Genomic DNA, 12,179 nt, shown 5'->3' on the forward strand with positions numbered 1-12,179 from the left:
AATGCAATTTAACTTCCTGATTTCCGGCGACTATCATATTACCTCTGAACTTCCCATATATATGGAATAGAAGAATATCAAGCAAAAAAGGATGATGATATATGAATGAAGCCTTTGTTCCAGCCTTTCTCAACAGCTTTTTCATATCGCTTGGCGTATTGCTTGGCGGCTCGATAATCGGGGGCCTTGCGGCTTTTTTTACTGGACAAGCCCCGATGACGACTGTATTCCGGCTGTCGGACAGCCTTCGTATTTGGGCCATTGTCGCTGCGATCGGGGGTACTTTTGATATGGTCTATAATTTCGAACGCGGTATTTTCCACGGAGAAACGAAGGATATAGTCAAGCAGGTCCTATTGATTCTATCTGCACTTGGAGGGGCACAGACAGGAGCACTGATCATAAACTGGTTCACGCAAGAGCATATTTCACCATGAGAATTCCTCCCTATCACAGGTCTCCCACCTGGCAGCGTTTTTTTGCCGGAGCCGCACTTGGCGGATTGATCAGCTGGGTGATTTTCTTTTATATGCATGGTGTCCAGCAGGAAAAGCAGATCCGGACCCTTCACGAACAAAGAGAAGAGATTAAGGATTTAAACGGGGAAATCGCAATTTGGGAGCAGGATTATAAAAAATTGAACGAGAAAAATGAGGAAATCCTGACGATTCAGGAAGTGGAAGTAACCATCACGAATGAAAAATACAGTCTGGATCGGCTGAGCATTGCAGAAGCGGAGGATGTGATTGAGGACGACCTTTCCTCTCTTCTCGCCAAAGATGTCGCGAGTGTCTATGACGGAAAGGTGCTTTTGAAAAAATCGATAGAAAATAAGATCGTGACCATCAATAAAAAGCGCTATCGACTTGAAGTCGTCGAGATCATGTTTTATACGAAAATGAATATTGAAATCAAACTAAAAAGGACTACTTCTTAGATGTTGGCTTAATTGATTTCTACCAAATTTAAAGACCAAATCATATGCAATTTGGTCTTTAAGTTTTTTCATTCCACTTTATTCAACTCTTCCATGTCGGCAAGGATATTATCCACTTCATCCCAGGAATGAATCGACGCCCCTGCTGCAAGCGGGTGGCCTCCGCCGTTATATTTACGGGCAATCGTATTGATGATTGGTCCTTTAGAACGGAAACGGACTCTGATTTCTTTATCCTCTTCAATGAAGAAGACCCAAGACTTAACATTTTTAATCGAACCGAGTGAGGAAACGAGCTGAGATGCCTCAGATGTAGAAGCATGGAATTTTTCAAGTATATCTTTTGTGATGATCATTTTCCCCGTTCCATATGGAAGGATTTCAAAATGCTGCAGCACATAGCCATTCAACCGGACTATGCTTTCCTCGACGTCATACATCTCCTGATATAACTGGGGGCGGGAGAACGAGTAGTGAATCAACTCACTGGCATAGGCAAATGTCTTTTCAGTCGTACTTTGGAATAGGAAACGACCTGTATCGCCAACAATGCCTGCATATAGAAGGCGTGCCGCTTCATCACTCATCTTCAAGCCTTCCTCTTTCCCGAACTGGTAAAACTCATAAATCATTTCACTTGTCGAACTTGCCGATGTATCGACCCAGCGCATATCGCCATATGGATCTTCATTGGGATGATGATCGATCTTAATCAGTTTATCCCCCCTTGTGTACCGTACATCACAAATCCGGTCCGTATTTGCGGTATCACAAACGATGACCAGAGCACCTTCATATGTTTCATCCGAAATCACATCTAACCTTCTTAAGTAATTCAATGACGGTTCTTCTTTCCCGACCGTAAAAATTCGCTTTTCGGGGAAAGATGCTTTCAGGATTTCCGCCAATCCTCCCTGTGAACCATAAGCGTCCGGATCTGGACGGACATGACGATGGAGAATGATAGTATCATAACGCTTTATATCTGCTAATATTTCAGCTTTCATATAGATCTCCCCTTAACATATGTATTATCGAGCCTAATAAAGATGATATATTTCATTTAATCAAAAAATTGCGGAAATAGGAAGACTCATCTTGTTTACTGTGGCATTCTCTTTCATTTCCCGCTACAATAAAAAGGTACATATGTTAAATTGGGGGAATTTCAAACGATGCCTATTCTTGTCACCTTGATCGTTCTTTCATTAGGGGTCTATCTGTTTTATAAAATCAAATCGGTCCGAACCAGAATGCCGATGGAGAAAAAGTGGATTTCAGGGAAGTCTTCCATTGCCCTCGGTGCGTTTGTCGCACTATTCGGAATCAATCAGCTTTTTCTATTCCACACGACCATCACTTATATCATTGCTGCCGTTTTCATCTTCGTTGGCCTATTCAGTATTTGGGGCGGCTATAAAATGTATAAATTTTATTTGCCGCATGCAATCGAAGAAGCTGCAAATCAAAAAGGATAATCGAAATTCGATTATCCTTTTTATTTTTATGATCGGTCGAGCAATTGGCAAGTCAACATCGCCTTGCCAACTAGTTTGCCTTGGTTAAACACTTCAACATCCACTTTTCCGAATTTACGTCCTACATCGAGGACACGCGGATGGATTTCAAGCGTACTGTCGATCTGGACTGGCTTGATGAAATAGATCGTCATGTTTTCCACGACCAAGTCACCGCGCTTATAGCTTCGAAGTGCACGATTTGCTGAGTCGGTGACCAATGTCGTGAACACACCGCTTGAAATGGTCCCAAGGTAATTGGTCATCTGCGGAGTGACTCCATAGTTATACACTTCCTCGCCCTTGCCCCGATTCGAAGTCATCACAAGCTGGCTTGTGATTGTATCGTCGATCGTTTCGCCGACCTGAGGCTGCCTTTGGCTCATTTGCAGTGCCTTCAGGACATCCTGCCTGCTCACGATACCCTTGAGGATATGACTGTCATTCACGACCGGGATTAACTCAATCCCTTCCCAAACCATCATATGTGCAGAAGATGCCACACTCATTTTATCGCCTACGGTCATCGGGTTTTTCGTCATCACCTTATCAATGAGCGTCAGCTCTTCCTGTCCGATGATATCTTTTGATGTGACCATTCCTTGAACCTTCATATTGTCATCGACAACAGGGAAACGGCTATGCCCGGATTCCTGATTCAGTTCATGCCAAGTCTGAACCCGGTCACCCACCGTTAAAAAGGTCGTTTCCTGTACGGGTGTCAAAATATCCTCCACCAGCAAGATTTCCTTTTTGATTAATTGGTCATAGATTGCCCGATTGATCATCGTTGCGACGGTAAACGTATCGTAACTTGTTGAGATGACTGGCATCTCCAATTCATCGGCTAACCTTTTAACGGGCTCTTCCGTATCGAATCCCCCGGTGATCAGCACTGCTGCACCCGCTTTTAACGCGTGCTCGTGGGCCTGTGTACGGTTCCCGACGATCAGCAGGTTTCCTGCACCCGTATATCTCATCATGGCATCCAGCTTCATCGCCCCGATGACGAATTTATTTAATGTCTTATGAAGTCCCGTTTTCCCGCCCAGAACTTGTCCGTCAACAATATTGACTACCTCTGCGAAAGTGAGCTTTTCAATATTCTCTTTTTTCTTTTTCTCAATGCGGATCGTGCCTACCCGCTCAATCGAGCTCACGTAGCCCTGGTTCTCCGCCTCTTTAATTGCCCGGTATGCCGTACCTTCACTAACATTCAATGCTTTCGCTATTTGACGGACGGAAATCTTTTCGCCGACAGGGAGCCCATCGATATGTTTCAATATTTGTTCATGCTTTGTAGCCAAGCGCTTCACCCTTTTCACGGTATTCCTATTCTCCATTATAAGGTCAAAGAGCCTAGTTTATCAAACAACTACTAGTATTGGCGCAACCTTTTGTATTCCGGCTGTCGTCTTACCTTTTGTTTTTTAGGAGAATATAGTATGCCCGTCAAGTTTCCAGCTACCGCCAACAATGCAAACAACAGCCAGGATCCAGCAAACAGCGCCTCCAGACCTCCACTTTCCAACGACAAACGCGGTACTGCATAATACAGCATCACACCGCATAGAAGCAAACACAGTAATAACCTCTGTTTCATCCAACCCCCCCTTTTTTTCATCTATTCATTTTATGCCTTTGAAAGGAAAAAAGACTTGGCTGCAAAACGAGACTTTACTTTCCGATTGCTGTAATAACCTGCGTGAAAGGAAATGCTGCTGGGAAGACCCGTCATTTCAGCCGGTCAACCCACACGATACACATAAAAAACGGAAGCTCTAAAGGCTCCCGCTTCTTTTAAAAGTCTATTTCATCCCCGGCTTCCATGATCAGTCCATTTCCCTCTTCAAGCAAGTCCATGAATTTTTCAGGATCCTGTTTGATGACAGGGAAAGTATTGTAATGAATCGGCACGACTTGTTTGGCTTGTAGGAATTTCGCTGCAAGTGCTGCATCTTCCGGGCCCATGGTGTAATTGTCGCCGATTGGCAAGAATGCCAAGTCAATCGGATGTCGCTCCCCGATCAATTTCATATCGGAAAATACCGCTGTATCCCCTGCATGATAGATCGTTTTCCCTTCTATCGTAAGCAATACGCCAGCAGGCATTCCTAAATAAATGATTTGCCCATCTCCGTTATTGAATCCCGTTCCATGGAATGCTGGCGTCAGTTTCACTTTTCCAAAGTCGAACTCGAAAGCTCCTCCGATGCTCATCCCGTGGGTCCTGACTCCTTGAGCACCCAGGTAGTCGGCAATCTCTGCAATGCCGATGACAAGTGCATCATCCCTTTTGGCCAATTCAACCGTATCACCGACATGGTCATTATGGCCATGTGTTAAGATGATCACATCCGGTTTCACATCTTCTACTTTCAAATCGGTCAATTCGTTTCCAGTAATGAATGGATCGATTAAAATCGTTTTACCATTCGTTTCAACTTTTACAACTGCATGTCCATGAAAAGATACTTTCATTTTTGCTGCTCCCTTCCCATACCCACTAATTTTTTTTAGGTAGCTTTCTTAGGCCTTTCCCATTTACTATACTTTTAAATATTGCTATGGTAATTATATCTTATTAATGGAGGTATCGTCATGAATGAACGTTTGACAGAACTACAAAATTGGCTACAGGCGAATGAGGCTGAAGCCGCTTTACTTACATCTACAGAGAGCATCTTCTATTTAAGCGGGTTTTTTAGTGATCCTCATGAAAGACTGCTGGCACTTGCCATTTTTGCAAATGCCGAACCATTCCTTGTCTGCCCGCAGATGGAAGTTCCGGATGCTAAACAGGCTGGATGGGATGGAGATATCATTGGATACACCGACATCGAAGATCCTTGGGGAAAAGTTAAGCAAGCAGTGGAGAATCGCGGGTTATCCATTCATAAAATGGCCATTGAAAAAGAGCATATGAATGTAGAGCGTTATGAAAAGGTCCAACAACACTTCGGCGCTCCAAAGCTCGTTTCCGCAGAAGAAAAACTTCAAAGGATGCGAATGATCAAGTCGGAAGATGAAATGGTCAAAATCCGTGAAGCATGCCGCCTTGCCGACTTTGCGATTGAAGTGGGTGTCAACGAAATTCATGAAGGTAAAACGGAAATGGAAATCCTTGCAGCGATAGAATTCGAATTGAAAAAGGCAGGAGTCAGCCAAATGTCTTTCTCCACCATGGTCCTGACTGGCAAAAATGGCGCTTCCCCACATGGCACACCTGGGAATACGAAGGTTCAACGCGGCGACCTCGTCCTCTTTGACCTTGGCGTCGTTCATGAAGGGTACTGCTCTGACATCACTAGAACGGTCGCATACGGAGATATCAATGATAAACAGGCAGAAATATATGAAACTGTACTTAAAGCACAAGAAGCTGCCGTTGCAGCCAGTAAACCTGGTGTATCCTGTTCCGAGATAGACTTGACGGCCAGAAACATCATCAGCAATAAGGGATACGGTGAATTCTTCCCGCACAGGCTCGGTCACGGACTTGGGATCAGCGTCCATGAGTATCCATCCTTGACTGAAACGAATTCCCTAAAACTTCAATCCGGAATGGTTTATACCATCGAACCTGGCATATATGTTCCGAATGTTGCAGGCGTAAGGATTGAAGATGATCTATTGATCACGGATGCAGGCTGTGAGGTTTTGACCAAATTCCCGAAGAGCCTGCAAATCATAAAGTGATAATGAAATAACCATTTAATATAACGAAACCCGGATACCCCCGCCTTCATTTAAGACGGGGGTATTTATTCAACATTTCAACTAATCGGTCCGCAGATCATACTTCATTGCTTTATCACTGCCGTCAAACGAAATGACCAGCCATTCACTATCTATTCTTATGATTCCCCTCTCGGCACCGAGATAATAAACAACATTATCTTTCTCTTTAAAATATTCCGTTTCTGTTGGAGACCCTAAAAGCGTGAACACTTCTTCTTTTGTCTTGCCTATCAATTCATGATCTTTGATTAAGTCATCTACCAGGTACACTCTTCCTTCATCATCATTTAACCATCTTTCGGTGGTGAACCTTGATTCATATTCATTTACCCCTAACCTAAAAACACAATAAAATAGAAGAGAAAAGCCAAGGCCTGATATGACTATAAATCTAATTTTGATTTTCCTTTTATTATGCTGATCGGTATATTTCCATGAAATCCATTGAAAAAATAGTAAAAGAACAAATGGAAGCAGCAGTGCTGATATACTCATTAAACTGATTGAAACATGTACAAAATTGATGTAAAAAATATAAATGAAATAGATCAAAGCATACAAAAGCACGTATAAAGATAATGCATAGTTTACTATTCTTGAAACACTCAAAGAAAAAAACTCCCCTCTCACATTAAATTTACCATAAATGAATAAATAAGGTAAATAAGGTGAGCGTTTCGCTTATGCAATGATTGGTGCTTATCTTTTCATCATAATAAGGCTATATTCATTTTTTTCATTTGGTAATTTCCAGATCATTGGCAAAAACATTCGCTAATTTGTTACAATTGAAATCAGATCCATTAGGTAAATCATAGTATAATAGGTATGAAATAGAAGGAGGAGATTCACTTGAATAGTATAGATTATAAAAATATTCTTGTAGCAGTGGACGGTTCGGAAGAAGCAGAGTGGGCCCTAAAAAAGGCAATCTATTTAGCAAAACTCAGTGACGCTACCCTTGTGCTCACACATATCGTGGATACAAGGAATTTCCCTACTGTCGAAGCTTATGATATGACTATCCGTGATCACTCTGAAACCTTTGCCAATGAGCTATTGGACAAGTATAAAACGGAAGCCATTGCATCCGGGATTGCAAAGGTCCAAACAGAAGTTGCCTATGGTTCTCCTAAAGTTCAAATTCCAAGGGATTTAGCGAAAAAGCATTCGATCGATTTAATTGTATGCGGTGCAACGGGCCTTAACGCAGTCGAACGTTTCCTTATCGGCAGCGTGTCGGAAGGCATAGTTCGCCATTCTAACTGTGATGTAATGGTCGTGCGTACGAATTGATAAAAGAAAATGATATAAAAAGCTCGTTCGCCAAATTGGTGAACGAGCTTTTTCCTGTTATTCACTTACCAGTTTTTCCGCTTTTTCAATCGCCAGCAGGACTTGGGCAAAACCTGTACCGCCCGCACTGTTACGGCGTTTAACTGCCTCATAAGGATTTAATGCATCATAAATATCATGATCAAACAAATCGGAAGCTTCCTTGAATTGTTCAATGCTCAGGTCGACTAAATAGCAGCCATTCTGGACACAGAACAATACAAGCTTCCCGACTACTTCGTGGGCCTCACGGAAAGGCATCCCCTTTGAAGCCAGGTAATCAGCTAATTCAGTCGCATTCGAGAAGTCATTTTTTGTTGCTTTTTCCATTATGTCCGTTTTCACTTTCATCGTTGAAATCATGCCGGCAAATATTTTAAGTGAACCAACAATGGTCTTAACCGTATCAAAAACGCCTTCTTTATCTTCTTGCATATCTTTGTTATAAGCAAGCGGCAGTCCTTTCAAAACAGTCAATAACCCCGTTAGGTTCCCATAAACCCGTCCTGTTTTACCACGGATCAATTCCGCCATATCAGGGTTTTTCTTTTGCGGCATGATGCTGCTTCCCGTAGAAAACGCATCATCCAATTCAATGAATTGGAATTCCTGGCTTGACCAGAGAATGATTTCTTCGCTGAAACGGGATAAATGCATCATCATTGTCGCACTGTTGCTCATGAATTCAATGGCAAAATCACGATCACTTACAGCATCAAGACTGTTTTCGTAAATTCCCTCAAACCCCAATAGCTCCGCACTGAGGGCACGGTCAATCGGGAAAGTCGTCCCAGCTAATGCCCCAGCACCCAATGGAGAAATGTTGATCCTTTTGAAACTCTCGGTGAAGCGCTGCTTATCACGCTCAAGCATCCAAAAGTAAGCCATTAAGTGGTGGGCAAATGAAATGGGCTGTGCACGCTGCAAATGTGTATAACCTGGAATTAGTGTTTCCACATTTTTCTTGGATTGTCCCAAAATCGATATTTGCAAATCATTGATGAGTTCCAGAATCACTTTCGTTTGGTTCCGCATATACAGATGAAGGTCGGTCGCAACTTGGTCATTACGGCTTCTTCCTGTATGAAGCTTTCCGCCAACTGGACCGATTTCGCTTATTAGCATACTTTCCAGGTTAAGATGGATATCTTCCATCTCAACCTTAAAAGTCAATTCACCCTTCTCAGCCTTTTCCTGTAAACTTTTCAGACCTGCAATGATCTGATCCGCATCTTCTTCAGGTAAAATGCTGCATTGCTTTAACATGGTTACATGAGCTAAACTGCCTTGAATATCTTCAAGGACAAGTTCCTGGTCAAAGGAAATGGAAGCTCCAAACTCATCTACCCATTCTTCGGCGGATTTCGTGAATCTTCCTCCCCAAAGCTTGCTGCTCACACTGTCACCTTCTTGTTATTGACCATGCTGTTCACTTTCGTTGGAAGTCCCCATAATTTAATGAATCCAACTGCTGCATCATGATCGAATTCGTCTGCTTTTGTATAGGTAGCCAATTTTTCGTCATATAAGGAGTACTCGGATTTTCTTCCTTCAACAATCGCATGACCTTTAAATAGTTTCACACGGACCGTACCCGTTACATTCACTTGTGTTTCTTTCAGGAATGCAGCCAAAGCTTTTTGAAGCGGAGAGAACCAAAGTCCCTCATAAATCAATTCAGTCATTTTCTTCTCGATCACCGGTTTGAAGTGAGCCAGTTCTTTAACAAGCGTGATATCTTCAAGTTCTTTGTGAGCAGCTATCAATGTCATCGCACCAGGTGCTTCATAGACTTCACGTGATTTGATTCCTACTAATCTATTTTCAACGTGATCGATACGCCCTACTCCGTGTTTGCCGGCAATTTGATTCAACTCGACGATCAGGTCAGCCAATTTATAGTTTTTATCATTCAATGTAACCGGCACACCTTGTTCAAAACCAATTTCAATGATATCGGCAGTATCTGGCGTACATTCAAGGCTTGTAGTCAAATCATAGGCCTCTTCCGGCGGAGCTGCCCAAGGATCTTCCAGGATTCCGCATTCGTTACTTCTTCCCCAAAGGTTTTGGTCAATCGAGAACGGACTCGCCATGCCAATCGGAACGGGAATGCCATTTTTCGCTGCATATTCAATCTCCTCTTCACGAGACCATTTCCAGTCACGAACAGGTGCAAGAACTTGCAAATTAGGGTTCAATGCGGAGATGGATACTTCGAAACGCACTTGGTCATTTCCTTTTCCCGTACAACCGTGTGCAACGGCTACCGCGTTTTCCGCTTCAGCCACTTCCACTAATTTCTTCGCGATCAGCGGACGTGATAAAGCCGATACCAATGGATATTTCCCTTCATACAAAGTATGTGCCTGAAGAGCCGTCAATGCGAATTCATCAGCGAATTCGTCCTTCGCATCAATGACATAGGAACTTACCGCACCAACAGTGATCGCTTTTTCTTTAATGAAGTCCAAATCTTTCCCTTCTCCGACATCCAAGCAGCATGCCACAACTTCGTACCCTTGATCTTGTAACCATTTAATTGCAACGGAAGTATCCAAACCTCCGGAATATGCTAAAACAACTTTTTGATTTTCCATTTCCATCGTCCTTTCGTGTGAATAAAAATTCATCGTTTGTTATTTTTATTCAATCTATGATTAGTACTTTATCATCTTTATTAAAGGAATACAAGGGGTATTTTAAAGATTTTGCTAAATAATCCGCTAATAATTTAGTGAATTTACACATTGGATGCTTCCGCGGGAATATAGTAAACTAGGAGTATGATAAATCGAAAAGTGGAGGGCATATGAAAGAACTATTTACCTTTGATGAACGGCTTGGCATCTCAATTCCCGATTTGAATCTGGAGTGGGATGAATATACAAAAGGCGAGCAACAGCAAATACTCGTACACTGGGAGAATATCCGGGGAAGCATCCCGGACCGCATCAAGGAACTGGAATCCACCATTAACCGAAAGCAGTTTCGGCTCTCCGATGAAAGTAATTTCGCCAAATCATGCCAGCTCAATTCCGAAATTGCGGAACTTGCTTCCATCATCAATGATTTATGGCTATGGTATCGTGCCAATCAAGTCGTAAGTGAAAAGATGCATAATTAAGGCCTATTCCATGCAAAAAAAGCCACAGTTTAAAACTGTGGCTTTTTTTTGCATCCTCTTATAAATCCTTGCGAAGTTCACCAACGACATGTCCCAATTCCGGAAGAATCAATTTATTCATCGCAAGCCGAACCGCCCCTGATGAGCCTGGGGTGGAAAAAACGGCTTTATTGTTCACGACTCCGGCAATCGCCCTGGATAGAATGGCGGCAGACCCGATATCCTCTTGATAACTGAGCATTCGAAAAATCTCGCCAAAACCGGGAATTTCCTTGGTCATCAACTCTTTGACCGCCTCGATCGTTACATCCCTATTGGCGATGCCAGTGCCACCATTTGTTAATATGACATCGACCTTGCTGATTTGGCTGCCAGAAGTGACCGCATCCTGAATCGCTTTCCGCTCATCTTTAACGATTACATATTCATTCACTTCATGACCATTCGATTTCAGCAATTCCATCATCAGTGCTCCGCTTTTATCCGTTTCTTCATTACGTGTATCGCTGACGGTTATCACCATGCAGCGAACTGCCTCCGTGATGGCTTTTTTATGATTCTTGACACTCATTCTTCATCAGCCTTCTTCTCCAGTAAATAACGATATTGATAGAACTTCTGGGCAAATTCACTGACACTCCGGGTCATTTGATAATTGGATCCAGCCCCGATGGCCATGCTGATGAACGGTATGCCCCGAACCAGTTTTTTTCGAAAAACAGTAATGGATAATGCTTTCAACAGCTGCTTCAGAGGCTGTTCCATCCAGGTAGGGTTTGTCAGTTCTTCGATTCCTAAATAAAAATAGTCATCTTCTGCGGTCTGGACCTCGCGGATCAATTCTTCCCACGCTATTCCTTGGAGCCTCTTTGGCATCGCTCCTGCATTGAATACCTTAAGGGCCAGCATCATTTCAAACGGCGTATTCACCTCGACACCATAAGACATCGCAATAAGCTGTACGATCCTGACATTGATGACCGTCATGGCCGGAATATCGCTCCCTAGCAGAAGCAGGCCTCCTGATCCGCTCATCCCGCCCTGTGCAAATGAATATAAGCGATGCTTAGCGATATGCTGATTGGCTATGTAATTCAACTGATCGATCGATAAGTGATTCAAATCACTCAGCGTTTCGATATCTTCATTAAACACGCGCGCAGATGCTAAAATCCGCTCTCTTGCATCTATTTGAACTTGTGAGCTCTGAACCATGGCATGTAAATGAAAAAGCCAGGTATCCAGCTTTTCAAAAAACTGTTGTTGGACGTTTTCAGGAAGCAGGGCAAACCCCTGCTCCAACCATTTATCATACAAAGCAGCAAGGTCCGTGGGCTCATATTGATAAAGCTTTTCCTGCCATTCACTAATTTCATTCCAAATTTTCATTTCCCGGTTCGTGAATTCCATGCATCAAGCCTCCTATGTACAGAATTGGTGGATTCTCCCTTAAGTATACCATAGAGGACAGCTTTTCAGAGAATGGATGATGGGAATCCAGTATTAATGGGGATTGGCTGCA

At 42.9% G+C, this 12,179-nt stretch carries 15 protein-coding genes; 6 read left to right on the forward strand and 9 right to left on the reverse strand.

Annotated elements, in window-relative coordinates:
* The first annotated feature begins 101 nt into the window (after window positions 1-101).
* Both ytrH and ytrI read left to right on the forward strand, forming a co-directional pair.
* Window positions 102-437 (forward strand): sporulation membrane protein YtrH, encoded by a 336-nt coding sequence (gene ytrH / locus ABC374_RS17885; protein WP_034309135.1) that lies wholly within the window; start codon window positions 102-104, stop codon window positions 435-437.
* Entirely contained in the window at window positions 434-937 is a 504-nt protein-coding gene (gene ytrI, locus ABC374_RS17890; protein WP_350299694.1) for a sporulation membrane protein YtrI, read from the forward strand. The genes ytrH and ytrI overlap by 4 nt, the downstream gene beginning before the upstream one ends.
* Before the next feature lie 68 nt (window positions 938-1,005).
* On the opposite strand, the gene ABC374_RS17895 is transcribed toward ytrI, so the two are convergent.
* Window positions 1,006-1,944, reverse strand: coding sequence for a DHH family phosphoesterase (locus ABC374_RS17895; RefSeq protein ID WP_413019241.1), 939 nt, complete (start codon window positions 1,942-1,944; stop codon window positions 1,006-1,008).
* Between the two features lie 168 nt (window positions 1,945-2,112).
* Here ABC374_RS17895 and ABC374_RS17900 point away from each other — a divergent pair, with 168 nt between their 5' ends.
* Window positions 2,113-2,415 carry a YtpI family protein gene (locus tag ABC374_RS17900; protein WP_034309143.1) on the forward strand — a complete coding sequence of 101 codons (303 nt, stop codon included), beginning with the start codon at window positions 2,113-2,115 and terminating at the stop codon, window positions 2,413-2,415.
* A 26-nt stretch (window positions 2,416-2,441) separates the two neighbouring features.
* On the opposite strand, the gene ABC374_RS17905 is transcribed toward ABC374_RS17900, so the two are convergent.
* The 3 genes from ABC374_RS17905 to ABC374_RS17915 form a co-directional block, all read right to left on the reverse strand.
* On the reverse strand, window positions 2,442-3,761 hold the full coding sequence (locus ABC374_RS17905) for a DRTGG domain-containing protein (protein WP_137018167.1): 1,320 nt from the start codon (window positions 3,759-3,761) through the stop codon (window positions 2,442-2,444).
* A gap of 71 nt (window positions 3,762-3,832) precedes the next feature.
* Window positions 3,833-4,057 (reverse strand): hypothetical protein, encoded by a 225-nt coding sequence (locus ABC374_RS17910; RefSeq protein WP_413019243.1) that lies wholly within the window; start codon window positions 4,055-4,057, stop codon window positions 3,833-3,835.
* Window positions 4,058-4,254: 197 nt separating this feature from the next.
* Window positions 4,255-4,935, reverse strand: a complete 681-nt coding sequence (locus tag ABC374_RS17915) for a metal-dependent hydrolase (RefSeq protein WP_413019245.1) — start codon at window positions 4,933-4,935, stop codon at window positions 4,255-4,257.
* 120 nt (window positions 4,936-5,055) lie between these two features.
* On the opposite strand from ABC374_RS17915, the gene ABC374_RS17920 reads away from it, so the two are divergent.
* A complete protein-coding gene (locus ABC374_RS17920) occupies window positions 5,056-6,153 on the forward strand; it encodes a M24 family metallopeptidase (RefSeq protein WP_413019247.1) in 1,098 nt (365 codons plus the stop codon).
* Window positions 6,154-6,234: 81 nt separating this feature from the next.
* Here ABC374_RS17920 and ABC374_RS17925 read toward each other — a convergent pair whose 3' ends face one another.
* Complete coding sequence (locus tag ABC374_RS17925; RefSeq protein WP_350299699.1) at window positions 6,235-6,804, reverse strand: hypothetical protein; 570 nt, start codon at window positions 6,802-6,804, stop codon at window positions 6,235-6,237.
* 252 nt (window positions 6,805-7,056) lie between these two features.
* Between ABC374_RS17925 and ABC374_RS17930 the strand changes: the two genes are divergently transcribed.
* Window positions 7,057-7,491 (forward strand): universal stress protein, encoded by a 435-nt coding sequence (locus ABC374_RS17930; protein WP_214791049.1) that lies wholly within the window; start codon window positions 7,057-7,059, stop codon window positions 7,489-7,491.
* 57 nt (window positions 7,492-7,548) lie between these two features.
* On the opposite strand, the gene argH is transcribed toward ABC374_RS17930, so the two are convergent.
* The gene (gene argH / locus ABC374_RS17935) at window positions 7,549-8,928 is read right to left on the reverse strand and encodes an argininosuccinate lyase (RefSeq protein WP_350299700.1); all 1,380 of its coding nucleotides are present in this window, start codon (window positions 8,926-8,928) and stop codon (window positions 7,549-7,551) included.
* The gene (locus tag ABC374_RS17940) at window positions 8,925-10,130 is read right to left on the reverse strand and encodes an argininosuccinate synthase (RefSeq protein ID WP_048681084.1); all 1,206 of its coding nucleotides are present in this window, start codon (window positions 10,128-10,130) and stop codon (window positions 8,925-8,927) included. Before ABC374_RS17940 ends, argH begins: the two co-directional genes overlap by 4 nt.
* 212 nt (window positions 10,131-10,342) lie before the next feature.
* Between ABC374_RS17940 and ABC374_RS17945 the strand changes: the two genes are divergently transcribed.
* Window positions 10,343-10,657, forward strand: coding sequence for a hypothetical protein (locus ABC374_RS17945; RefSeq protein WP_101222925.1), 315 nt, complete (start codon window positions 10,343-10,345; stop codon window positions 10,655-10,657).
* Between the two features lie 58 nt (window positions 10,658-10,715).
* Here the strand turns inward: ABC374_RS17945 and ABC374_RS17950 are convergent, their stop codons facing one another.
* Together ABC374_RS17950 and ABC374_RS17955 are read right to left on the reverse strand one after the other, a co-directional pair.
* Complete coding sequence (locus tag ABC374_RS17950; protein WP_413019250.1) at window positions 10,716-11,228, reverse strand: MogA/MoaB family molybdenum cofactor biosynthesis protein; 513 nt, start codon at window positions 11,226-11,228, stop codon at window positions 10,716-10,718.
* Window positions 11,225-12,067 carry an EcsC family protein gene (locus ABC374_RS17955; RefSeq protein ID WP_350299703.1) on the reverse strand — a complete coding sequence of 281 codons (843 nt, stop codon included), beginning with the start codon at window positions 12,065-12,067 and terminating at the stop codon, window positions 11,225-11,227. The genes ABC374_RS17950 and ABC374_RS17955 overlap by 4 nt, the downstream gene beginning before the upstream one ends.
* Between the last annotated feature and the right edge of the window lie 112 nt (window positions 12,068-12,179).

It is taken from the genome of Peribacillus phoenicis, assembly GCF_047238085.1.
Lineage (GTDB): Bacteria > Bacillota > Bacilli > Bacillales > DSM-1321 > Peribacillus.